Below are 24,526 nucleotides of genomic sequence, written 5' to 3'. Positions count from 1 at the left end.
TTTAGAAAAGCAGGAAATAACCAATAATCGGTTACTTCCTGCTTCTTTTATATATCAAAAAATTTATTTATTATCGGCTTGTTGCAATAAAATTTGCTTGATTCCATATGCAACGCCATTTTCCTGATTCGTCTTTGTTACAAAATCGCCTGCCTGACGCACATTAAGTGGCGCATTCCCCATGGCAACGGCTAAACCAACTTCATCAAACATCGACAAATCATTCTGACCATCCCCAAACGCCGCCGTTTCAGACTTGTTTAAATCTTCTTGTTCAACAATATACGCAACCCCGAAAGCTTTTTCGGCCACACGACTCGTTATTTCTAAATGTTCCTTATCTGACTGTTGCACATTGATTCCCGGCAAATTTAGAGCTAAAATGGCCGCTTGAATATCATCCAATAATTCACCGGTTAAATCGATCAACATGATTTTAAAAACACCATTTTGCACATCAGTAGTAAAATCTGTCATATCTAACACACGTGGTATTACTCCCGTGAATTCAATCTCACGACTTATTTCTGGTGACATCTCAGAAACTACCCAATCGTCTTGGGTATAATAACTTAAACTCATACCAGCATAGTTGTCTAACAACCACCGCATTAATTGCTCATTAACACCTCTAGCGATTGTATTAGCACGTAAAACATGCATCTTCTCATCATGCCACTGATAAATTAAACCACCATTGAAAGCAACTTGTGGTGCATCCAACGCTAATTGGTCAATTGCCACTGTCATTTCTTGTGGTGCTCGTGCTGAAACCAAGGTTACTGGTATATTCGCATCCCTAATAGTATCAATCGTTTGTTGGGTAACATCTCCCTGATCATCCAACAACGTGCCATCCATATCTAAAAATATTTGTTTAATCATTATACATTCCCCTCTTAATGATTCAGCATATATCCCAATTATTATCACCCGTTCATATTATTAAATCATGCGATCTTGTGCAATTAAAATAGCAAGTACCTCATTTTCAAATGGAATACTTGGTTGCGCCCCCGGCCTTGAAACAGTAACTGACGATGCCGCTGATCCATACACCATAGCATCTTCTAAGTTGCTCAAATCTTTATTTAGGCGCGTTGCCATCGCCCCAATAAATGTATCACCAGCCGCAGTTGTATCAACTGTTTTTGTTTTAAAAATAGGGACAAGTTTCGTTTCACCATTATCACGCATATAAAAGGCACCCTGTGACCCCAATGTGATAATCACAGTATCAATGCCCCGTTGGAAATAATAAACAGCGTTACGTAATAATGATTCCTCATCGGTTATAGGAACATCCGTTAATAGGAAAGTCTCATGTTCATTAGGCGCAATAACGTCTGTCAACTCCAACAATTCTTCAGGTAACCCACCTGTTTCAGGCATTGGTGCAGGATTAAGAATTGTCTTAACGCCATTTTCATGCGCAATTTTAAATGCTGCGATAACTGAGGCAATCGGAATTTCCAACTGTGCAACAACAAAATCAGATTCAATAATTGCATCTTTATGTTCATTAACATCCGCTACTGTTAAGTCAGCATTTGCACCACCATAAATATAAATCATATTATCACCTGTTTCTTCAGAAACCGTGATATATGCTTGACCTGTTTCTCCCTTTTCTGAAAACATAACATGATCTGTCAGCAAGTTTTTAACTGCCATATTTTCAGCGATGTTAAATTCACGCCCCACCTTAGTAATCATATTAGTTTGTACACCTGAACGTGCGACTGCAACACCTTGATTTAAACCTTTACCACCCATTGCATTCGTTAAATGACTATCTGTATGCAATGTTTCACCACTTTGGGCAAATCTTGGTACTGATACAACACGATCAATATTGGTTGAACCCAACACGGTTATTTTTTTTGTCATTATTTTTCTCCGTATATTATCAATAATTCAGTATTATCTCTCAAGGTAAATCTTAATAATCCCCATTATATCGGTATTATTAAATTGTGTAAACGTTTAGGTAAAACGTTTTACTTGATGTGAATTTACCAAAAATTAACATACGTAGTGTTTATTTGATATTTTCATATTTAGTTAGCAGATTTTTTCATTACTAGAAAGAATGTAATTATCATTCACCTTATTTGTAAGTAAACAATTTTATAATATCAGTAATACTACCACTATTAAATTAGATAATCCGTGACATAAGATGGTCATCTTTAGATCTTTCGTATACCAAAATACAATTGCATAGGCTAATCCTGAAACGAACAAAGCTAACGTACCGACATTAAAGCCAAATCCATGTATAATCGCAAAAATTGCAGCCGTTAATACCACTGAAAAAATAGGAGGTAGATTTTCCAAAATTTCCGCCTGTAATATACCTTGAAATAAAAATTCTTCCAATATTGGAGATAAAACCAAAAGGGTTATAAGAGTTATAAGTGCTAAATTCGAATAAAGCGCTTTTAGTATATCGGGATCAGAAGTATTTTGTTGTGCCATATAAGAAACTATGTACTGTATTATTTGAGATATTAACGCGCCTAATATTGCTATACCCACATTTTTAACGGACCAATGCAAGAGATTCAACTTTGCCACCTAAACTTTTATAAATAAGCCATAAAATGGCTAATAAAATAAAAAACGAGCCAAAACTAATAAAAAATGATTTAAATAATTAATACTGCCACTATTTTCATTATTCCAAATTACTTCTCCTAATGTAGGTATTTGAATAGCAACTATCATTATAAAAAATAATAATATCGCTATAATTTTTTTCATTTTCTTCACTCCTTAAACAGATAAATAGATGGCTATATCTTATCATATTGATTCATCCCCCCATCGGTCGTATCAATTTACAAAGATTACATTTTTTATTGTATTTTCAAAAGAATTTACAACAAGATCATCTTTTTATTAAACCGTCACTATTTGTCAAACTAAAAAGTAATTTCACTTCAAAGGGAAAAGAAGTAAAATTACACTTAATAAAAGCAATAAATAAAAATTATAAAGGAAAGACACTTAATGAGTAAAACAGGTCAGATAAACCATATTGAGATATACGTCAGTAATTTAAAAAATACACGTTTATTTTGGGATACGTTACTTTTAGAAAATTTAAATTATAAAATCTATCAAGAATGGCCAAACGGTATCAGTTATAAATTAGACGAAACATACCTTGTTTTTGTTCAATCTAATAAAACAATACCTGAATACAACCGTACAAGAGTGGGCCTAAATCACTTAGCTTTTCTTGTATTAACAACCAAGCAAGTTGATAAGATACGTTCACAGCTTCTTGCTTCCAACTATAATGAATTGTACGCTAATCTATATCCGCACGCCGGTGGAGCAGAAAGTTATGCTCTATATATTGAAGACCCTGACCGCATAAAAGTTGAGATCGTTTGTAAACAATAAAATTAGCCCGCTATTATAAAGGCCATTAAGCTAAAAGGGTACATGAGACTCAACAGAATCATGTACCCTCTATTACTTTACACAGTCATAATGAAAAAAATCATTCTTTGTTGTCTAATCTTTTCAAGCATTAAGTCATTATCATTGCCTTTAATCAATTAATATCAGCAAACAAGACTACTCGTTCTCATGCCCAACTATCAAGTACATGTATAACAACCATCATTATTGCAGCTATTAAAATGGCTACCACGCCAATAACAATAAAAGAGGTGTAATTTACATAACTACCATCAAAAAACATTTGTACACTTAAGTAAATAAAACTTATAAAAGCTGCCACACCAAATCGAATATAAGTATTATGTATTGTTTTTACAATTATCCAACAAATAAAATAAATGCCAAATATATAAATAATACTATCAAGTTCTTCATACACAGGATGGTGTTGAATAATATTAGTACATACCTTGATCATTCCTACTACAATTGCAATAACAAATAAGGTATATAGCGGTTTTTGTTTTAACAGTTCATTTAATTTTTTCATAATGATACCTCCCATATACCAATTAAATCCAACCTTTATAACTAAAATAACAATTAGCTTAACTACTGTAATAGTCGACACATATAAATCAAAATAGGCAATAAATCGTCAAAATAATTCCAACAATTTACCGTCTAAATCAATTAAGCTATTCAACTATAATTTTTATATCTGTTTTTCTTTTTTATCTATAGAACTGCCTATAAATGCTACGCCAACACTTCCTAGCATCAATATAGGGACAATAATGTCGCTATATGGCACATTAAAATACCATACACCTATTAAAATGGACAATAAAAATAGAATTGATACTGTTCTAAACCAGAAACTCTTTTTCATATTATTATCTCCTTTTTTATTAAAAACAATTGATGATTCATCACTTGATTATAAATAAAAACATAAGACTATACATTCACTATAACAAAGACGAAAAGTGTCCGTAAAATAATTAGTTTATGTTTTTAAATTTTATTGCTATATTACATAAAAAAGTATTGAGGCAATTCACACCTATATGTAAATTATTTTATCTGTTAAAAAGCAAAAAACCTGCCCCCGATTGCATATCGGAAACAGGTTCTGAGTAATTAAAAATTATTTAGATAGCTAACTTTCTTTGCTTATACCAATTCCATAACTCATATAAAGGGGCAATAATAACGTATATAGAAAGATTCTTTATACTTATTAAATGTGCTGAATAAGCTGTAATATAGCACATTATGCAAATAGGTAGATATAAAATGATACCCGTGATCATCCCTGGAGAATACATTCGTGTTTTAATTGCACCTATAACATGTGTGAGAATAGTATTACATGCTAAAAAACTAGTTGATATTACTAAAGCGGAAATATTTTCCTTAGTAAATAAAGCAAAGAAACTTGTGATTGTCACGATTGTAAATGCAATTATATTAACTTTCCAATAATAACTTGGTTGCTGCTTTTCCAAAGAGGGTCGCCAACTATGATACCAAGTAATAAAACCTCCCGGAAATAAGAATTCCTCAATACAGTGTAACAAATAAGACAATGGTGCTAATATCGCCAATAATTTCATAATATCCATGTCGTCTTCTCCCCAATTCCATATTTAAATTATTATATTTGTGAATGTTTCTTATTTTTAAGTTTTTCTAAATCACGGTTAAATTTCCTCGATACTAAAAAGAATTTAATCATGGTCACAGTGTAAGAAATTATGTAAATGATAGTGGTAGCTATAATCAAATGAATAAGACTATCATTCACTCCAAAAATAAGATTCATCAAAATAATTAGTATTATGACACCCAAATAATGTAATACTAATGCGCTCAGATAACTTAGTCCTTCTACTTTAAATACAATAGTTCCAATTGCAATACAAAAAGAAATGCTAAAAAGAAACAAAACATCTTTAGCCGAAACAACGGTTGCTTGACCTTGAACTAAAATCAGTCCCAAATAAATGACCGATCCTATCCCCAGACCGTTAAAAATTATTCTGAAATAGTTCATATTTATTAATTCACCTCACAATTTTTATTAAATCCAAGCAAATAGCTAGCAACTACTGATCAACCAATATGACATAAATAATGTAAGCTCAAAATTAATCAGATTACTTTTGCAGTATATCCACGTTTTATACAGTTATTAGCTACCTTTTCCTTAAGCTTATTTCGTATTGTAGCAACTAAAAACCAACCCACAAAGGAAACTAGACACATGCGGTATAAAATCAAACACAAAAGGATTATTCAATTATAGATTTAAGAACTTTTCTCAATTCCACTACGTATCTTCTACTTACGATTAACTTCTCATGTGACGTCAATTGAAGTGTCAAATTACCGTTTATATGTGAAGTAAAAGCTGTTACATAATAAATATTAACCAACGTGTTCTTTGAAATCTGTACTAAATAATTAGGACTTTTCTGCTTAAAGTTAACCAGAGATTTACGCAAGAGATATGTTTTATTTTTTGTGTATAAAAAAACCTGTCTTTCAAGATATTCAACATAAATAATATTATGAAAGCTAATTTTTTCCTCACGTTCACTATTTATTAATGTAGCTATAAGCGATTTAGAGTTGTTCTTAAGCACATTTATGGCTTCATCAATTGTGGAGGTTACTTCATGAACATGAAATAATACTTCATCTTCTTTTGGTGACTTCTTATCTAATCTCATAATTTTAATGCGCATAACGGATTTCCCCTTTATTCGTTTTTTGGCTATTATAGTAATAAAATTTAATAATCAAGTCCAGTGGAAATATAATCCATGAAAGTAATACATTGTGCTACACACTTTTTTGTATAAAAAAACCGCATAACGCGTAGTAAAGACTACCGTTAGCGGTTAAATTTCCGTGAACTTTAGAACAAATATTATTGATATCTATGCCTTGAACATGGTAATTTCATTTTAACTTTAATATCGTTTATTATCTTATCATCATAGATTTAACGATATAAATTGGTAATTGCGTATTACCTTTCATAATTTCTAAATCTTGTAACATACCAATTTGATAAACTCTCGCCCCATTTTGTACCGGATTTTGTACTTGATGTAGATTAATGCCTGCTTTTCTTAAAACTTGTCGCATATGACCAACTGTAGTAGTGAAATACAAACTACCACTTTTTTTAGCATCCATATAGTCAGAATTTCTTGGGTTACTTAAATAACTTGTACTTCCCAACAATATAATCTTCTGTTTGTCTGGTGCCCCCATATAGAATTCCGTTGTATCAAAATTATTTTGTTGATTATCATCTGCAAAAACTAGTGAACTACTGGTACTCAATCCTAATAACAACATTGGTAATATCAACCATAATTTATATCTTTGTTTTAATATCATCTCAATACCTCAATTTAACCATTCTGAACAGTAACAGAATATCAATTAACGAGTAGTTACATAATCCTTTTCAGGCATATAAGAAGCTATTGAGCTATAACTACCACCCTCTAAAGTTCCAAATTCATAGTGAATAGTTACATTACCGGCTTCATCTGGCGTAAATGTTATTTTGTCATAGCCTTTAGCACCGACACCACCACCAATGGTAATAGAAGGACCATCTGAAGCAATAACTTTTGCGTCTTCACCAATGATTTCACCTCCAACCTTATCAATCAAGCCCATCCCCTCCTCAAAAGTTATAGGTGTAATTTGTGGTCCTTGTTCAGTATCCAATGCTTCTGTACTATCCACTGCAATACTAGATGAAGACATTACTGAATGTTCAGAATTTTCATCTTTAATTGACTTAGTTGCATATTCTTTTTTAGCAGAAACTACTTTATCATTTCTTTGTTGTGAACCATAATATATGGTTACGGTAAAAACTACCGCCCCAAACAAAACTGTACCAACCATTCCCCACAATATTAATTTAGCCCTATCACCCACGATATATACTCCCTATTTATCAAATACAATTACGTTATATTGTTTTAATAGTATCACAGAATAATTTTCGGACTGAAAAATACATTACAATTTACTACCCTTAATTATCAACAACAAACGCATCAACACAAAACTGGTCGGAAAGAATTAGGTTCAACACCAAATTCTTTCCGACCAGTTATTTACATATACTTCAATTTATACATAATATTTAACTTACTTTATCTTCGATGACGTCAATGACAAGTTGCTCCAGAATTCATTATTAGCAGCGCCAATATCAAAGCCTTTAACTCGCTTATTAACTGGACCCCATCGATAACTGTTATCAGTTGCCACATAGGCTGCTTGATCATTCATGTACTTTTGCCATTCCTTGAATTTCTCAGTACGATATGAATCATTCCATGCCTTGTCATTATTCATATCATTGATCAACTGTGTATTCTTCCTCGTCACAAAGTGACCCATGTTAAATGGCGCATCAGCACCATACAATTGACTTGGTGTTGGTTCAGACGATACACTCCAAGCAGCACTGAAGATATCAATCTTATTTTGCTTTGGTTTTTGTAGTGTGTCATAAAAACTATTCATTTCCATTTCCTTACCAGTTGCCATCTTAACGTTCAAACCAATTTTACGCCAACGTTGCAAATAATCTTGGTATGTTGCATGACTCGTTGAAGATCCCTGCATAGCACCAAAATGGATAACTAATTTCTTACCATTTGGTTGTGTACGCCACTTACCATCTTTCTTATAGCCAGCGTCATCCAAAAGTTTTTCAGCCTTCTTAGGATTATATGGGAATCCCTTAGCTGACTTGTCAGCATACTTTCCGAAAATTGGTGGAATCAATGTTTTAGCACGCCACTTAACGCCATTACCGAACTTATCATTAATCGCGTCTTCATTTACGGCATACATCATAGCCTGACGTAAGTTCTTATTTCTCATCTTTGACTTAGGATCCATAACGTTAACCTTTTTATCAGTGTCGTATTCACCGACATTGAATCCAAAGTAGTTATAACCTAGGTCTGGTTGACCAACTATCTTATAGTTTTTTAGCTTCTTTAAGTTCTTATAACTTGTACCACGCATAACACCTGCTGGTGACGTAAAGTCATATTTACTTGTTTGAATTGCTTTATCAATACTATTAGATGATACGACATTAATCGTTACATGCTTAATCTTAGGTTGCTTACCCCAATAGTACTTATTAGGTGACCATGAAGTTGACTCTCCCTCAACAACCTTATCCAATTTATATGGACCGACAAACACTGGGTTTTTACGTACTTGATCAGAACCTGCTAGCTTATCAATTGGTACGCCCTTATAAAGGTGATAAGGCGCTACCGTTCCCCAGATAAATGAATTACCTGAATATTTCATACTTGGTGATAGTGCATTATATTGGATGACAACTTTCTTACCATCCTCACCATCTGGATATGTAAATCCTGAAATAGTATCTGCTTTGCCATCATGGAAATCTTTCATTCCAGCAATACGTTCAAAATCTGATGAGTATTGTGACGATGTTGACTTAGGGTGCGCAATAATTTCATATGCATACTCAACATCACGTGCAGTTACCGGCTTCCCATCTGACCACTTAGCATTGTCACGAATTGTAATCGTGACCGTATTATTATCACGATCCAGTTTTTGGTTAGCTAACCCACCATCAATAATTTTGTAATTCTTATCAATATTAAACAAATTACCAGAACCACCTGGGCTAAATACGTTACTATCCTCTTGATTATCAGCCAAAATAGGCTCAGTAATCCCCTTAAAAGGTGAGTCATTTGGTTCAGCAACCTTTAAAGTACTTTTATTATTTGCTTTATTATCAGTCTTAGCGTTATTTTTATACGTATCTGACAACTTAGCACGCTTTGTTTCAGCCGCTGCGACATCATTACCACTATCGATACTTACAGCAGCAATCGACATAACTGCTAAAGCCGCTGCTGATGAAACTGCCCATTTTTTACTTGCCTTATTCATACGCTATCCTCATTCCCTTTTTATTCATGAAAAAATTCCAATATGATGACAATATATTATGTTTTTGAAAGCCCATCACCACCCTTAATACTCTTGTCTGATAATTATTTGCCTGCTCGACGTTGTGACGCGTTTGCTGCACGACTAACAACTTGACCAATATAACTAATCGCTAAACATAAAATAATAATCTCAATAGCAGCGGGTAACCAAGTCCACCAATATTGTGTAATGTTATTAGGATCATTTGCATTAGCAATTAATGTTCCTAAAGATGGTGTCTGGGGTGGTAAACCAAATCCCAAATATGATAGTCCAGTTTCAACACCGATGTTCTCAGCGAATGAAAGTGTCGTATCTACAATAATTAATGATGAAATGTTGGGCATGATTTCCCTAAAAATAATCTTTAATGGCTTGGTTCCCGAAGTAATTGACGCAGCCACATAATCTTTCTTTGTTTCTGACAACGTTCGTGATCGAATTAGACGAGATGTTCCCATCCAATAAAACAATGAAAAAATTAACGTTAAAGTAACTGAATTATAGTTATCAATAATTGTAACCAAAACGATTATCATCATTGTCATCGGCAACATCATCATGAAATCATAGACACGTTGCATCCCCCAATCAACATAACCACCGAAATAACCTGAAATTAACCCCCAAGCAATTCCAATCGTTGAAGAAATAATGGTTAACCCAATGGCAATCCCGATTGAATTTCGAGATCCAACAATTAATTGCATGGCAATCGATCGTCCATTTGCATCAGCACCTAACAAAAAGTGGTCATGTAATGGGGGCGTTAAATACGCTAAGATATCTGTAGACATCATTTTGCTAGTATTAATAAACAAAGGCGTAATCATCACAAACAGAATTGCTGCTACTACGATGATTAGAGAAATCAAAGCCGGTCGATCCGCCTTAATCTCTTGCCATAAAATTTTAGTTGCTGACGGTGCAGCTTCTTGTTTTGCTTGCTCCGTCAATGTCGCTAATTCTTCAGGCGACATTTCGGTTGATTTTGTATTCATTACCATTTTTATGCCCCCTTCTTAATTAACACGAATGCGCGGATCAACAACACTAAGAATAATATCTGATAGTAACGTACCCAAAAGGTTTAGAATACCAAACAGCAAGACTAACGCCGTAATTACTGTGTAATCTCGATAACTAATGGAATCAATAAATAACATTCCCATTCCTGGATATGAAAAAATGGTTTCAGTAAAAATCGAACCGTTCAATAATCCTGTAATTGAATAACCACCAAAAGCAGCAATCGGTAATAATGAATTTCTGAAAATATGATGCTTATAAATTGCTTTTTGTGGTACTCCTTTTGAACGTGCCGTACGTACATAATCTGAATTTTTCGCATCAATAACTTCAGAACGCATATACTGTACAACATTGACGGTCCCAAACAACGCACCTAACAATCCCGGTAGTAGTACGTGTAAGAATCGTGAACCAATCATCCACATCCCCGTAGCTGTCGGTGATACCGACCCGGTTGTTGGGAACCAATTTAGTACATAACCGAATATCCACAAACCAATTACTAAGATAACGAAGAACGGAATACAGTACGTCACGTAGGTATAAATTCGAATAACCGTATCTGGTAATTTACCATCATGTTTTCCTGCATAAAGACCTAATGGCAATGCAATCACGTATGTCAAAATCATCGTAAATGCCGATAACCATAGCGTATTAATAGCACGATCGCCAATCAAGTTCGTCACGGGTTCATGATACTGATAACTTTGTCCCAAATCACCATGGAATAGATGCACTACCCAATTCCAATATTGTTGATACCATGGATCATAAAGCCCATTCAACTGTTTTAAATGTTCAATTTGCGTTGCACTTGAACGTGGATTGATTGATCCTGTAAAGGGATCACCTGGCATGGCTTTAGCCAAAAGAAAAACTAAAATACTTAATAAAATAATTTCTGGAATCATAATTAAGATTCGTCGTAGAATTGTTTTCCACATTAACTGTGTCCCCCTTTCACTTTAATTGATCAATAATCTGTTCTTTAGGCAATGCCACAAAGTGCGTTGGTGACACCTGTACTAACGGATAAGCTAACCCCTCTTCGTCATAATATTGATCAGCTTGCTCGTTATACATTTTTTCAATTTGCTTACGTTGTTGTTGCCGTTCCTGCCTTTTAGAAACATCCACTTCAGGAATTGCTGCTAACAAACGTTTGGTATAAATGTGTAATGGATTGTCATAAATATCTTCACGAGTACCGACTTCAACCAAACGCCCCTTATTCATAATGGCAATGTTCTGACACATATGCCGAACAACACCTAAATCATGTGATATGAACAAATATGAAATACCAAATTCACGTTGAATCTTCTTCATGAAATTCAGTACTTGTGCTTGAACAGACAAGTCCAAAGCAGAAACTGGTTCATCAGCAATAATCAATTCTGGGTTTGTAGCAACGGCCCGTGCAATCCCAATACGTTGTCGTTGACCTCCTGAAAATTGGTGTGGGTATTTATACAATGACTCCGGACTTAAGCCAACTATTTCTAGCAACTGCAGCACTCGAATTTTTTCTTCTTCGGTTGATAAATGCTGAAAATTTCGTAACGGTTCTGCTATAATGTCCAACACTCTTTTACGTGGATTCAAACTAGACAATGAGTCTTGAAAAATCATTTGTACGCTCTGATTATAATTAACATTACGACGAGCACTCACATTAGTAATATCAACACCTTTATACTTAATTGAACCCGAGGTGATTTTTTCTAATCCCACTACTGATTTACCAGTAGTTGATTTTCCTGAGCCAGATTCGCCTACCAATCCGTATGTTTCACCGGCTTCAATGTTCAAATTAATACCATCAACCGCTTTAACTTTATCAGTTACCCGATTCAAAAAACCTGAACGAATCGGGTAATGAACTTTTAAATCTTTAATTTCAACTAAACTCATTTATTCGTTTCCTCCAAGCTTTTAAAATAAAATTGTTGATAACACGTACACCTAACCTGATGTCCCGGTGCAACTTCATGCATACTTGGATTTTCTTCATGCGCTTCGGCTGGAATCCACGGAATCCGTGGTGCAAAACGATCACCCGTTTGTGGCATACGCTCTATTGAGGGGACACTTCCCTCAATCACATAAAGATCATCATGTGTCACATCTTGATTCCCCTGTGGCACTGAACGCAATAATGAGCGGGTATACGGATGTTGTGGGTTATTAAATACTTGTTCGGTCGTACCACGTTCAACAACTTCACCAGCATACATAACTGCAACTTCATCGGCCGTCTCAGCAACAACTCCCAAATCATGCGTAATCAAAATAATTCCTGCATGATTCTCAGCTTGAATACCACGTAATACATCTAAAATTTGTGCTTGAATGGTTACATCTAATGCCGTAGTTGGTTCATCAGCGATGATAATATCTGGTTTACATGCAATGGCAATTGCGATAATCACACGTTGCCTCATTCCACCTGATAGCTCATGCGGAAATTGCCGTGCTGTTCGTTCAGGATTCACAATACCTACTTGAGACAACAACTCCATCACTCGAGCATGTTTTTCATCAGATGTCATGGTCGTATGATAATCCAATCCCTCACTAATCTGATCTGCGATGCGTTTTAATGGGTTAAGTGCCGATAGCGGATCTTGAAAAATCATCCCAATTTTGGCGCCTCGAATATCGTTCATGCTTTTATCATCTAATTTTAATAAATCTTGTCCATCAAATAACGCTTGTCCACTAATACGAGTTGTATCTGTATCATGTAACCCCATAATAGTTGTGGCTAATGTACTTTTCCCGCATCCTGATTCACCAACAATTGCTAAAATTCCATCTCTCTTCACAGTTAAATTAATATGTGATATCGCGTCATAATACTGCCCGTCAATCTTAAAAGACGTTGAAATATCATTTAGTTCCAATAATTCTTGTCCGTCTTCCACTTAGTTCACCTCGACTTTTTCGTAGCTATCATCTTATTCTTAAATCTATCATAATTTTTTAATATTATAATGTAACGGTCTTTTTAATTCAAGGAATATTTTAATATTTTTCTAATTTTAAACTCATTTAACGGTTTATTGTTCGTTTTTTAGCTAAAATAAAGGCCGGTGAAATCAATCATACGGATTTCACCGGCCTTTATTTTTTTATATTTAACAAAAAAGCTATCACCTCAACTAATTAATTGAAGCAATAGCCTTTATATTTTTTTACTTAGCCGTCTTAGTCTTCATAAAGACAACTAACCAGATCAAACTGATGGCAACAATAACTGTACTAAATACAATTAAGTGACCAAAACCAGTCGCTGTTTGTGATGCAATAGCAGCTTTAGTTGTACCTGTTGTTTGGATAAACAAGGCAGCAACTGTTGTTCCAACCGCACCAATAAATTGTTGCATCGTGTTGAACACAGCGTTAACATCACCTGACTGTTGTGGCTGAACTTCAGCAACTCCAGCAGTCATTGACACACTAAATGTCAAGTTTCGTGCTAACGTGAACAAAGCGTAAACAACCGTCAAACCAATAGTCATAATATTTGGTGCCATGAATGAAAAGACAATCATAACTGCCAAAAATGCAATAGTACCCCAAGCTAATGGTTGGTTAGCACCCTTACGATCATACATTGCCCCGTAAACCGGTGCAACGGCTGAACCTAATAATGAACCTGGCATCAAGATGAAACCAGCAACCATTGTTGTAGCGCCCAATGTTAGTTGTGTGTACTGTGGCAATGCAAAGTTAACAGCCAAATTAATTGCTTGTGATGTTGCATAAATCAACAACGCCATAACAAGCGCTTTACTACGGAAAATAGTTAAATCAATTAATTGATGTTGTGACTTCTTAGCAACCATAATAAATGCAGTCATTGCCACGATTGCAACGACAAACAAGCTAATAATCGTTACAGTAATCTTACCTGATTCTAGTTGACCCAATGCCAACAATGCTGATGTTAGTGATGCACCAATTAACACAAACTGTCCTAGTGCAAACTTATTTGCTGTCTTTGGTACTTGCTTATCAAGATTAAACCAACCAATTAATAATGAAATAAGTGCTACTGGTAAAATAATCATGAAAATAGCACGCCAACCCAAAGTGTAGGCTACCACACCTCCATATACAGGTCCTAATGCCGGTGCCAAAGAAATAATCAATGTTCCAAATCCCATAAACTTACCAAGTTGTGACATTGGAACACTCGTAAAGATAATGTTAAACACTAATGGTAGTGCAAATCCTGTACCAACGGCCATAATTAAACGTCCAAACAATAGTAACCAGAAATTAGGTGCTACCATAGCAATAACATCACCAACAACAAACGCAATCCAGCCAATCAAATATGTCCAACGTTTGCTCAAAATTGAATTAAAGTGAGCTGACGTCAACATCATCAATGCAACGACTAATAGATAAGCAGTTGTTAACCACTGTACTGTCCCCATTGGTTGATGGAATTGTTGAATTAATTCCGGAAACGTCACATTCATTGACGTTTCTGTTAAAATACCTGAAAATCCCAAAATAGCAGTGGCCACAATTGACCAAATAACTTTGGGTGAAACTTTCTCTTCTTGCATAACTCCTCCTAAATCTTAAAAAGTGCCTGATTTTTATTTAAGCACATTTATTGAATATGTGTAAGTATCTTTTTCATTACAAAATAGTAAATGACGTTGAGACAATAAATATCCCAACGTCATTTCGTTAAAAATGTATTAATTATAAGCCTGTAATCTTTATAGTATAAACGCGTTCCAAAAGTCTGAAGCCTCAATGTAACGGAATTTATACAATCCCTGTCCTTCGCTTTGCTACGGCCAAAAATTGCACAAATCACGTTACACCCCGGCTTCAAAACGACTTTTGTCTCGCCCTCTTTCACCCCAACTATTTAATTTTTAGTGTTTCGCCTTCGCTTAAGTTATTCAAATCAACATTTGGATTAAGCTCTTGCAATTCATCGACACTCAAGCCATACTTAGTTGCCAATGCATAACCAGTTTGACCCGCTTCCACTTGAACTTTAGAAGTTGCTTTTTTTGAGTGACTTTTAGCTGTTTTTGCACTCGTTGTCGCTTTCTTTGTTGTTACCGACTCACTTTTTTGCTTACTTTCCTGACTACTTGATGAAGAACTAGTAGTAGTGGCAACTTGATTGTCTCTATGAGTCAATGTATTATAAGCTACTGGTATAAAAAAACCAATCAAAAAAATGGCAACATAGCCTATTAAAATTATGAGCCAATATTTAATACGAGGAGGTTTTTTTGTTTTCATTTTATAATCCCACTTTTCCCTTTTTATTTATCTATATCTCAGTTTTGTAATTAATTGTACGCCACTTATCCTAATATTTGATAAAATTAGGTAATTATTGTTAATTTTATCAGGAGAATGAACATCGTGAAACTGCTTTTTAAAAATTTTCTGAATAATAAATTCGTTACAACCATTATTAACGTTGTTTCGCGTGTTGATGTCATTACTGCCAGTTCATCAATTGCCTATTTCGGCTTATTATCCCTATTTCCTGGCATTGTTATCCTAAGTACAATATTACCCTATCTAGGTCTAACAATTGATACAGCATTAAACTATGTCCAAACAGCTGTACCTGAATCTGTCTTTACTTTCCTTGATCCAATCATCCGATCGGTTTTGAGCCAAAATGGCGTTGGTGCCATCTCGATTTCAATTATTATTACACTTTGGTCATTATCTCGTGTTGTTTCAGCAATTCGTGTTGCTCAAAACGGAATTTACAATGTCCAACCAAATAATGTTGCCATTTTTAATCGCTTTATCTCAATGTTTTGGTTAATTATTATCTTACTAATCATTGGTATCCTATTAATTATCGCTTCAGTCGGTACAAACGTTTTAGACGCCCTACCAATCAGTAGCCAGATTATGTATAAAATTGAATCCGCCAAACGTCTAATTGTCATTATCGGTTTATTCATTGGTGCTTTCTTATTTAATACATTTTTACCAATTAAAAGACCTCGCTTTATTTGGAACATTGTTGGTACAATTGTTCAAATTACATTAGTTATTTGGTTGGCTAAAGCCTTTGGATGGTACATTAATATAGCTGCTCGTGCTTTTTCATTTTACCAAGCATTGAGTTCAGCTATTATCTTATTACTATGGATTAATTTCATTGCGTTAGCATCATTAATCGGTACAATAATTACCGCTATTTTACAAGAACTGTTTCCGCCACACATTAGTGATCGCGCCAGCAACTGGTACATGATTAAACTATTTTTCCGAAATTCAGGAAAAAAATAAAATAAAATGTTGTGTTTTGGGAATTAATGCGTTATATTATTAAGTGTTACGAGAAAGCATGTTTCTCTGACTATATGTACAATAAACTCATAACACTAAGTTTAAATACTTAGCATGTAGGCCTAACTAACCTACAACCTACTCCTTAAAATATAATCGTAGATAGAACCTTACTTTTATTTATGATTAAATGTCATCACGACTAACGTCTAATGACATACAAAAGCACTAGCGACCCCACATCGCTAGTGCTTTTCGTTTTATTATTTAATAATAATGTTACCACCTGACACAGCAACATTTAATTGGTTATTGGTTACTAAATCATTAGCATAACTATCACCATAGTTTTCACCGGCGACCTTGATTTTACCAGACGTTGCCTGCATTTGTAGATTAATATCTGATAATCCGCTTGCCTTTAGAGAACCGTCCATGACTGTTATAACATTTTGGTTTTGCATTTGTGTGTTAACTAGTTTCAAGTTTCCGTTAGTTACCTGAACTGCACTCTTGTTAATTACCGTTTGTTGTAACTTCGTGATACTTTCATCTGCAGACAACATCAAACGCCCCACCTGAGAATCATTCGTTTTTAAACGACTGTCGTTCACGTTAAGTGTTGTTTGTTGCGAATTAATATTATTCAATGCAATATCTGCGTCATGCGCTGATGTAGAGAAGTTTGTCATGTCTACATGATCCATTTTTACATCAGCATTAGTTGCCGTCAAAGTCACATGCTTAGCATTAACATTTGAAATATTCATTGCACCATAAATTGCTGATTGCTGATATTCATCCAAACGCATCTGTTCAGGAACACTGATAATAATTTTTTCAGGTTCACGCTTATTAAAGCCAACCTCATATCCTTTTTCTTGACTAGGTATATAACGGATTTTCAATTGCTTACCATCACGAATAACATGCAAAAAATCAGGATTTGTGATGCGACCTTTTATTTCAATCTTTTTCTGTTTTCCTGTTTCAAGTGTAACTGGCACACCAGCTGTCTCAACATCAAGTTTTTTCACGGGTTTAACAACATGGTGAATTGATTTAATTTGCGATACTTCAAAATGGCCATTATGCCAGCCTAATTTATTTTGACCACCATGTGCCAATCCAACCAACATAATAATAACGCCAAAAGAAATCACAATAAAACCAGTTAATACATAGCGAAATTCTTTACGCATGATGTGTCACCTCACTATTTTTATGTGAAAACTTACGACCTATATATTTAACAAAGCGCATTAATAATTGGAAAACCATGCGGATAAGCGCTGCACCAATTGGCCAAATAACAAATTGAAGCCCAACAATAATTAATCCAATACCACCCTGGTACAATCCTGTAGCCCAATTATGAGGTAATACAGCCAAGCCACCAATGATTTGAAAAACACCAGTCAATAAATAGTAAATTAATACAACAACAACGACTACTGCAATAATGATGGTTGCAAAAAGACACACTAAAATCAGCAACATTGCGGGCAACCACACAATTGAGGATAATAACCCTTCTAAAACGGTACTAATCAATTTTAATTCTTGTTTAAACCAATTTTGATGGCCTTGCCGACTATCATCATGTGGTAATTCTTCATCTTCTGCATTACGCAATGAGTAATCAACCAAAATGCGTCCTGCCAACTGTTTTGGCGTACCCAGTTCTGAAATTAAGCGCGTTCCTGATAACTCAGCGTCGACAGCGTATTCCTGGTAAAACTGAATCACATCCTCTTGTTCACTTGGTGTTAATTGTTGTAAATAATTTTTGACCTGCGCAAAATAAATACTATTTTCCATCAGTATCTCCTGCTAACATAATCTCATTTACCTTACTACTGAAATAACGCCATTCTTCTTGAATACGCGCCATTTCTTGATACCCTAGATTTGATATTTTGTAATATCTTCGATTGCGTCCTTCAAAGGGCTCATCATATGTTGTCACCCAATCCCGTTTTTTTAGGCGCCGTAACACTGGGTACATTGTTGATTCAGAAACAGCAAACCGTTCTTGGACTTGCTTCGTTAATGAATAACCATATAAATCTTCCTTAGAAAGTAACGCTAATACCAAACCATCCATTAAATCACTTGATAATTGCATTGCCATAATCATCTTCCTTTACAATACTATAAGACGTATAATATAATACAAGTATAGGGAATGAAAACTGGTCTGTAAAGCGTTTTAACTTTCCTGTAATAAAAATGAAAGTGAGTAACATCATGTCAAAGAAAAATAAACTAACCAAGTCAAATAATCGTGTGCTAGGTGGTGTATTAGGTGGTATTTCAGACTATTTAGATTTAGACACCACATTAGTTCGTCTATTGTTCGTTGCTGCCACCGTTTTTTCAGGTGTCTTCCCACTTTTTATAATTTTATACATTGTTGCCGCTATTATTATGCCTGATGCACCAAGAGAAACACACCACACTACTTACCAGTTTGATGAAAAATCAAGTGGTCAACGTCGTGATGTAACACCTGATGATGATAAAGAAGACGACGAACTTTAAAAGTAAAGTCTTGTCGGCATACATTGAAATTCAAAAAGGGCCATAATCTATCAATTTAATGATGGATTATGGCCCTTTTAACTACACTTCATGATCTATTTAATAATTGTTAAATTAGTTGGTTGCTCGATATGCACATGTGGATGATTCATAATATACTCACCAATTAAATCAGCCGTCTCACGTTGCACTTCACGAACTGCTTTATCCATTGAAAACATTGGGAAATTACCAGCCCCTCCCGCACGATAATTATTCATCGTCACTTCATATGTCTTCGCCAAATCTAATGGTTGCCCATCTTTTTTAATTGCGATTACACGTTGACCCATCGGTTGTGTCAAATCAAATGTGTAATCAATACCGCTCCAAATATCGTAATTATAATGTTGTACTTTAGGCATCGTAAACAAAGGATTCAATATCACTTCACCTTGATCATCTAATTTAAAGTACCGTGCATTTACCTCAAGCGCATCTTTAATATCTTGTCCCGTTAATGCTTCAACCACTAATGTATTTGGAAAAATATAGTTTGTCATAATGTCACGTTGTGTAACTGCATCTGTAAGTCCGCGCACTTCATTGTTAAACAATGCCGTATTAGAAATTTGTGTATCCGTTGCTGCCATTTGTACTTGATTAACTAACTCAATGAATGGATGATTATGCAAACGAGCAGCAAAATGATCTGTAATTTGCATATTATCACCCACGTGTCCAACCGGGGTATCTAGCCAATCATTAACCTGCTTTTGTAATGGGTCAATCAACGATACAATGTCTGAACGTTCAGCACTTTCACCAGTTGGTAAAATTTGAGCAGTCGCACTCACTCTTTTATTTGAATCATCCAATGTTAACGTCATTAAGCCAACATAATTACCTCGATAACCTGGTTGTGTTGTTGGTACACCATCAACCACATCAGCAATCTCACGGTGTTGGTGGCCTGTTACAAGTGCATCAACTCCTGGTAGTTGCAGCAATTGATAACCTTGATTTTCTGAGGTTAACTTTTCTAATGGTTCTCCTGTTTGCAAATCTTCTGCAAAACCACCATGATACGCCAAAATCAAAATATCCACTTGTGGTCGTAATTTTTCGATATATCGTTCAGCCACCGCTACAGGATCTTTAAAAATTAAATTAGCAATATGTGATAGTTGTTCCCAATGTGGAATAAATTGCGTAGTTAATCCAATAACACCAATTTTGACACCCTTACGTTCAATAATCTTATATGGTTGCCCAACAAATGGTTCTTGTGTTTGTGTATCCAAAATATTAGCATTTAACAAATTATCAGTATCAGAAAACACCTTTTCAATATATTCACGGCCAAAATTAAATTCATGATTTCCTAAAATTCTAACATCATATGATACGGCATCAGTTAATTTTTGGTACATGTCTGTTTGCTCAGGTACAATTTTTTGAATGTAATTAGTTAATGGCGATCCTTGAATAAAATCACCATTTTCAATGGTAACAACAACATTTCCTGAATCCGTAATTTGTTTTTGTTGCGCTGCAATCACTGTCGCTGCTCTGGTAAACCCTAATTGATTATTTAACAAAGGACGACGAAAATCATCAGCTCTTATATATCCGTGAACATCTGACGTTGATAAAATTGAAACTTGCATGTGATTCTCCTTATGACATTTTTATAATTAATAACAAAAAGGTCGAAGCCTTCCAAGTTTATGGAACTGACTTCGACCTTTTTCGTGTGTTTCAAATAGTTAGTCCTATTAATAAGTATTATGACTAAACTAAACGCTTACGCAATTGTCCAGATAAGAAATCAATTACTGTAACCATTACGATAATACCCAATAGAATAATACCAACCTTCGGCCATTGACGCGTTTGCAATGCAAAGATTAGTGGTGCACCAATACCACCAGCACCAACAATTCCCAAAATTGCAGCTGAACGCACAGCGATTTCAAAACGGTACAACGTATAATTCATAAATTCTGGCAAAACTGCTGGAATTGTTGCCAACGTTAACCCATCTAATGTTGACCCACCTGCTGCAACGATTGCTTCATTCGGTCCACGATCAATGTTTTCAATTGCTTCTGAGAACAACTTTCCAAGCATACCAATTGAATGAATTGATACGGCCAAAACACCGGCGTAGGCCCCAGGACCAACCGCTTTAATGAACATGATTGCCAACACAATTTCAGGGAAGACACGAATGATGGTTAAGATTAATTTACCTAATGTTGAACGTGGTGTAAAGAATCCCTTCTTAGTGCGTGCAGCCAAAAAGGCAAAGGGTAACGTCAAAATCGCTGAAATAAACGTTCCTAAGAAGGCAATAGCTAGCGTCTCAATTAAGGCACTAACCAAATCTTCACCATCCCCAGTGTAAACATATGACCACTCTGGATGAAACAAACCATTAATAATTGATTTTGTTACCTGCATCGCTTGTGGTTTAACTGTCGATAACGGAATACCCGTAAAAGCCCAAACAAAAATTAAGACGACGACTAGCGTAATAATATACGGACCATATTTTTGCCACGAATTTCGTTGAATTTTTTGCATTATGCCAACGCCTCCCGTAGTCGATTAGAAATACCGTCAACAACGATAACCACAACCAAAATTGCTAGAATAACAATAGCCGTTCGATCGTAACGGAATAATGACAACGTTTGATCCAAATACAAACCAACACCACCAGCACCCAAATAACCTAGCACTGTTGAAGCACGGACATTGATTTCCAATGTATATAGGAAGAAACTCAAAAATTGATTCATAACTTGTGGAATAACTGCGAACACAATTTTTTGAATACCATTAGCACCAACAGCTGTTAATGCTTCAATTGGTCCTTCATCAATTGTTTCAATCGCTTCATAGAATAACTTAGAAATCATTCCAAAACTAAAGATTGTTAGTGCACCAACTCCGGCCATTGGGCCAATTCCGACGATGGCAACGAAGACAGCTGCTAACAACAAATCAGGCAAAGCACGTACCAAATTTAGGAAGAACCGAATAATTCCTCGTAAATAAGTGTTTTTTACAATGTTACGTGCGGCTAGCAAACTAAATGGTATTGCAATAATTGTTCCTAATAAAGTTCCAACTAGTGCCATCTGAATTGTTTCAGCAATTGGCGTAATAATCGATGAAACATACGCCCAATCTGGATGCATCATTCGAATTAATAACTGCCAAAATTGATCCCAACTAAAACTAGTTGATACCCCAGTATTATAACCAGATCCAATAAAAATTAAGACAAATAGGAGAACAGCCAAGCTGCCCTTAACATGCCACTTTTCACTGAATTGGCGTTCAGGTAAAGTTGCGTTCATATCCTACTCCCCATCTCCAGATTCAGCATAAATTTCATCAAAGTCATGCTCACTTACTTGTTCAATTGGCTTATCGTAAACCAACTTACCTGCACGTAGACCAATAATACGAGTTGCGTATGACATTGCTAATTCAACACTGTGCAAATTAACAACAACTGTCATCCCCAAATCATTTAAATGTTGTAAATCATCCATAACCATCTTAGTTGTTTTAGGATCAAGTGATGCGATTGGTTCGTCAGCCAATACAACATTTGGTGATTGCATCATTGCTCGTGCAATTGCCACACGTTGTTGTTGTCCACCTGACAATTCATCTGCACGAGTATAGTACTTGTCCAACATATTAACACGATCTAAATTAGCAGCTGCTTTTTCCTTATCCTCCTTAGAGAAAAGGCCAAAAGTGCTTCTAAAAGTTGAATAATAACCAACTCGACCAGACAAAACATTACGGGCAACCGTTGCTCGTTTAACCAAATTAAAATTTTGGAAAATCATCGCAATATTGCGTCTTTGTTGTCGTAAAGCTTTTCCTTTTGATTTCGTAATATCGACATCATCCAGTAATATTTCACCTTCACTCACATCATGAAGACGATTAATCGCACGTAATAACGTACTCTTACCAGCACCTGACAATCCAACGATGACTACGAATTCACCTGATTTAATATCAAGATTAATATGATCTAATCCAATCGTACCATTTGGATAAATCTTTGAAACATCATTAACCTTGATAGTTCCTAAACCGTTACCCATGTTTTACTATCCCACCTTCTGTATCTGTCTATTCTTAAAAATATGTACTAAAGCGAGCCTTGGTATACCTATTGACACCAAGCCTCACTTTAAAAGGTTATTAATTTTTAATTACACTTACTTGATATCTTCTACTTGCTTTTGGTACTTACGAACAGTATCGAAGTTTGAATCCTTTGACTTGGTTACACCAGCCCAGCTATAAACATCCTTCATAATCTTCTTACCCTTATCCGTCTTTGAAACCTTAAGCATTGCATTTTGAATAGTCTTTGTATCAGCCTTTGAAATGCCCTTACGTAATGTAATCGTATCGTTAGGAATCTTAGCTGTGTATTCTAGAACACGTGTATCCTTAAATGCATCTGGATTATCCTTCTTAACTAAATTACGAGCATCATCAAAGATAAAGGCAGCATCAGTATCACCATTCAATACTGAGATAGCACCTTGATCGTGACCCTTAACAGTCACTAGATCAGAGTTCTTAACAACGTTCATGCCCTTCTTGTTTAAGTCAACAACCGGGAAAATGTATCCAGCATCAGAAGTTGGGTTTTGAACGGCAATCTTCTTACCCTTCAAATCCTTAGCGTTCTTAATCCCTGAATCCTTCTTAACTAATACCAAAGCACGGTAGTAATCAACTAACTTATCAGTATCAGAACCATCGTTCTTCTTATCGTTAATACCATAACGTTGTGATTGTAAGATAACTTTTGCACCGTATTGCTTATGTGCTTGTACGTAAGGGTCAGGTGGTAAGAATCCCATATCAACCTTACCTGATCCCATTGCTTCAACAACTGTATTGTAATCAGTTGAAATTGTAACGTGTACTGGAATTCCTAGTTGCTTCTTCAACAACTTTTCCAATGGCTTAGCCTTCGCTTGAATGGTATCTGCTTGAGATGATGGTACGAATTGTACGTTTAATTCTTTCAAATCAACTTTCTTTGATGCTGCATCCGCAGTTACTGCTGGCACAGCTGAAACAATCGTTGTGGCCAACATTGCTACAGTGGCTCCCGCTACAACTTTTTTAAACATTACCCTTGTACTCCTTAAAATTT

General features: G+C 35.2%; 29 protein-coding genes. 3 read left to right on the top strand and 26 right to left on the bottom strand.

Annotated elements, in window-relative coordinates; all coding sequences use genetic code 11:
- Positions 1–63: 63 nt before the first annotated feature.
- The 4 genes from GA0061074_RS06700 to GA0061074_RS09115 form a co-directional block, all read right to left on the bottom strand.
- On the bottom strand, positions 64–885 hold the full coding sequence (locus GA0061074_RS06700; RefSeq protein ID WP_092463101.1) for an HAD family hydrolase: 822 nt from the start codon (positions 883–885) through the stop codon (positions 64–66).
- A 60-nt stretch (positions 886–945) separates the two neighbouring features.
- Positions 946–1,890 (bottom strand): ribokinase, encoded by a 945-nt coding sequence (gene rbsK / locus GA0061074_RS06695; RefSeq protein WP_092463099.1) that lies wholly within the window; start codon positions 1,888–1,890, stop codon positions 946–948.
- Between the two features lie 240 nt (positions 1,891–2,130).
- Positions 2,131–2,571: a CPBP family intramembrane glutamic endopeptidase gene (locus GA0061074_RS06690; protein ID WP_092463097.1), complete on the bottom strand. Its 441-nt coding sequence runs from the start codon at positions 2,569–2,571 to the stop codon at positions 2,131–2,133.
- A 39-nt stretch (positions 2,572–2,610) separates the two neighbouring features.
- Complete coding sequence (locus tag GA0061074_RS09115) at positions 2,611–2,766, bottom strand: hypothetical protein (protein ID WP_159426661.1); 156 nt, start codon at positions 2,764–2,766, stop codon at positions 2,611–2,613.
- A 249-nt stretch (positions 2,767–3,015) separates the two neighbouring features.
- On the opposite strand from GA0061074_RS09115, the gene GA0061074_RS06685 reads away from it, so the two are divergent.
- Positions 3,016–3,414, top strand: coding sequence for a VOC family protein (locus tag GA0061074_RS06685; protein ID WP_092463095.1), 399 nt, complete (start codon positions 3,016–3,018; stop codon positions 3,412–3,414).
- Positions 3,415–3,601: 187 nt separating this feature from the next.
- Here GA0061074_RS06685 and GA0061074_RS06680 read toward each other — a convergent pair whose 3' ends face one another.
- The 14 genes from GA0061074_RS06680 to GA0061074_RS06620 form a co-directional block, all read right to left on the bottom strand.
- Positions 3,602–3,967, bottom strand: coding sequence for a hypothetical protein (locus tag GA0061074_RS06680; RefSeq protein ID WP_092463093.1), 366 nt, complete (start codon positions 3,965–3,967; stop codon positions 3,602–3,604).
- Positions 3,968–4,132: 165 nt separating this feature from the next.
- The gene (locus tag GA0061074_RS09110) at positions 4,133–4,309 is read right to left on the bottom strand and encodes a hypothetical protein (protein ID WP_159426660.1); all 177 of its coding nucleotides are present in this window, start codon (positions 4,307–4,309) and stop codon (positions 4,133–4,135) included.
- A 262-nt stretch (positions 4,310–4,571) separates the two neighbouring features.
- Positions 4,572–5,045, bottom strand: coding sequence for an HXXEE domain-containing protein (locus tag GA0061074_RS06675; RefSeq protein ID WP_092463092.1), 474 nt, complete (start codon positions 5,043–5,045; stop codon positions 4,572–4,574).
- 32 nt (positions 5,046–5,077) lie between these two features.
- Complete coding sequence (locus GA0061074_RS06670; protein ID WP_092463090.1) at positions 5,078–5,476, bottom strand: DUF3021 family protein; 399 nt, start codon at positions 5,474–5,476, stop codon at positions 5,078–5,080.
- Between the two features lie 238 nt (positions 5,477–5,714).
- Positions 5,715–6,170: a LytTR family DNA-binding domain-containing protein gene (locus tag GA0061074_RS06665; RefSeq protein WP_092463088.1), complete on the bottom strand. Its 456-nt coding sequence runs from the start codon at positions 6,168–6,170 to the stop codon at positions 5,715–5,717.
- Between the two features lie 241 nt (positions 6,171–6,411).
- A complete protein-coding gene (locus GA0061074_RS06660) occupies positions 6,412–6,792 on the bottom strand; it encodes a hypothetical protein (RefSeq protein WP_137604568.1) in 381 nt (126 codons plus the stop codon).
- 87 nt (positions 6,793–6,879) lie between these two features.
- Entirely contained in the window at positions 6,880–7,389 is a 510-nt protein-coding gene (locus GA0061074_RS06655; protein ID WP_092463084.1) for a hypothetical protein, read from the bottom strand.
- 216 nt (positions 7,390–7,605) lie between these two features.
- On the bottom strand, positions 7,606–9,414 hold the full coding sequence (locus GA0061074_RS06650; RefSeq protein ID WP_092463082.1) for an oligopeptide ABC transporter substrate-binding protein: 1,809 nt from the start codon (positions 9,412–9,414) through the stop codon (positions 7,606–7,608).
- Positions 9,415–9,518: 104 nt separating this feature from the next.
- Positions 9,519–10,463: an ABC transporter permease gene (locus GA0061074_RS06645; RefSeq protein WP_092463080.1), complete on the bottom strand. Its 945-nt coding sequence runs from the start codon at positions 10,461–10,463 to the stop codon at positions 9,519–9,521.
- Positions 10,464–10,478: 15 nt separating this feature from the next.
- Complete coding sequence (locus GA0061074_RS06640; RefSeq protein WP_092463078.1) at positions 10,479–11,435, bottom strand: ABC transporter permease; 957 nt, start codon at positions 11,433–11,435, stop codon at positions 10,479–10,481.
- A 16-nt stretch (positions 11,436–11,451) separates the two neighbouring features.
- Positions 11,452–12,405: an ATP-binding cassette domain-containing protein gene (locus GA0061074_RS06635; protein WP_092463076.1), complete on the bottom strand. Its 954-nt coding sequence runs from the start codon at positions 12,403–12,405 to the stop codon at positions 11,452–11,454.
- Entirely contained in the window at positions 12,402–13,418 is a 1,017-nt protein-coding gene (locus tag GA0061074_RS06630; protein WP_092463074.1) for an ABC transporter ATP-binding protein, read from the bottom strand. The genes GA0061074_RS06635 and GA0061074_RS06630 overlap by 4 nt, the downstream gene beginning before the upstream one ends.
- Positions 13,419–13,688: 270 nt before the next feature.
- Positions 13,689–15,074: an MFS transporter gene (locus GA0061074_RS06625; protein ID WP_092463072.1), complete on the bottom strand. Its 1,386-nt coding sequence runs from the start codon at positions 15,072–15,074 to the stop codon at positions 13,689–13,691.
- Between the two features lie 310 nt (positions 15,075–15,384).
- Positions 15,385–15,774 carry a LysM peptidoglycan-binding domain-containing protein gene (locus GA0061074_RS06620; RefSeq protein ID WP_092463070.1) on the bottom strand — a complete coding sequence of 130 codons (390 nt, stop codon included), beginning with the start codon at positions 15,772–15,774 and terminating at the stop codon, positions 15,385–15,387.
- Positions 15,775–15,891: 117 nt separating this feature from the next.
- Between GA0061074_RS06620 and GA0061074_RS06615 the strand changes: the two genes are divergently transcribed.
- A complete protein-coding gene (locus GA0061074_RS06615; protein ID WP_092463068.1) occupies positions 15,892–16,791 on the top strand; it encodes a YihY/virulence factor BrkB family protein in 900 nt (299 codons plus the stop codon).
- Positions 16,792–17,054: 263 nt separating this feature from the next.
- On the opposite strand, the gene GA0061074_RS06610 is transcribed toward GA0061074_RS06615, so the two are convergent.
- From GA0061074_RS06610 to GA0061074_RS06600, 3 genes are read right to left on the bottom strand one after another with little or no spacing between them, the layout of a single operon-like run.
- The gene (locus GA0061074_RS06610; RefSeq protein WP_092463066.1) at positions 17,055–17,993 is read right to left on the bottom strand and encodes a DUF4097 family beta strand repeat-containing protein; all 939 of its coding nucleotides are present in this window, start codon (positions 17,991–17,993) and stop codon (positions 17,055–17,057) included.
- Entirely contained in the window at positions 17,986–18,612 is a 627-nt protein-coding gene (locus GA0061074_RS06605) for a DUF1700 domain-containing protein (RefSeq protein ID WP_240005872.1), read from the bottom strand. The genes GA0061074_RS06610 and GA0061074_RS06605 overlap by 8 nt, the downstream gene beginning before the upstream one ends.
- Positions 18,602–18,925, bottom strand: a complete 324-nt coding sequence (locus GA0061074_RS06600) for a PadR family transcriptional regulator (protein ID WP_092463062.1) — start codon at positions 18,923–18,925, stop codon at positions 18,602–18,604. Before GA0061074_RS06600 ends, GA0061074_RS06605 begins: the two co-directional genes overlap by 11 nt.
- Positions 18,926–19,041: 116 nt before the next feature.
- Here GA0061074_RS06600 and GA0061074_RS06595 point away from each other — a divergent pair, with 116 nt between their 5' ends.
- The gene (locus tag GA0061074_RS06595) at positions 19,042–19,335 is read left to right on the top strand and encodes a PspC domain-containing protein (RefSeq protein WP_092463060.1); all 294 of its coding nucleotides are present in this window, start codon (positions 19,042–19,044) and stop codon (positions 19,333–19,335) included.
- A gap of 95 nt (positions 19,336–19,430) precedes the next feature.
- Here the strand turns inward: GA0061074_RS06595 and GA0061074_RS06590 are convergent, their stop codons facing one another.
- From GA0061074_RS06590 to GA0061074_RS06570, 5 genes are all read right to left on the bottom strand, one after another.
- A complete protein-coding gene (locus GA0061074_RS06590; RefSeq protein ID WP_092463058.1) occupies positions 19,431–20,984 on the bottom strand; it encodes a bifunctional metallophosphatase/5'-nucleotidase in 1,554 nt (517 codons plus the stop codon).
- Between the two features lie 124 nt (positions 20,985–21,108).
- The gene (phnE, locus tag GA0061074_RS06585; RefSeq protein ID WP_174855288.1) at positions 21,109–21,903 is read right to left on the bottom strand and encodes a phosphonate ABC transporter, permease protein PhnE; all 795 of its coding nucleotides are present in this window, start codon (positions 21,901–21,903) and stop codon (positions 21,109–21,111) included.
- Positions 21,903–22,685: a phosphonate ABC transporter, permease protein PhnE gene (gene phnE, locus GA0061074_RS06580; protein WP_092463055.1), complete on the bottom strand. Its 783-nt coding sequence runs from the start codon at positions 22,683–22,685 to the stop codon at positions 21,903–21,905. The genes phnE (GA0061074_RS06585) and phnE (GA0061074_RS06580) overlap by 1 nt, the downstream gene beginning before the upstream one ends.
- A 3-nt stretch (positions 22,686–22,688) precedes the next feature.
- Positions 22,689–23,453, bottom strand: a complete 765-nt coding sequence (phnC, locus tag GA0061074_RS06575; RefSeq protein ID WP_092463053.1) for a phosphonate ABC transporter ATP-binding protein — start codon at positions 23,451–23,453, stop codon at positions 22,689–22,691.
- A gap of 117 nt (positions 23,454–23,570) precedes the next feature.
- Positions 23,571–24,503: a phosphate/phosphite/phosphonate ABC transporter substrate-binding protein gene (locus tag GA0061074_RS06570; RefSeq protein ID WP_092463052.1), complete on the bottom strand. Its 933-nt coding sequence runs from the start codon at positions 24,501–24,503 to the stop codon at positions 23,571–23,573.
- Between the last annotated feature and the right edge of the window lie 23 nt (positions 24,504–24,526).

This window comes from Weissella bombi, from assembly GCF_900094835.1.
In the GTDB taxonomy this organism is placed as follows: domain Bacteria; phylum Bacillota; class Bacilli; order Lactobacillales; family Lactobacillaceae; genus Weissella; species Weissella bombi.
This window is presented reverse-complemented; position numbering and strand designations above follow the sequence as displayed.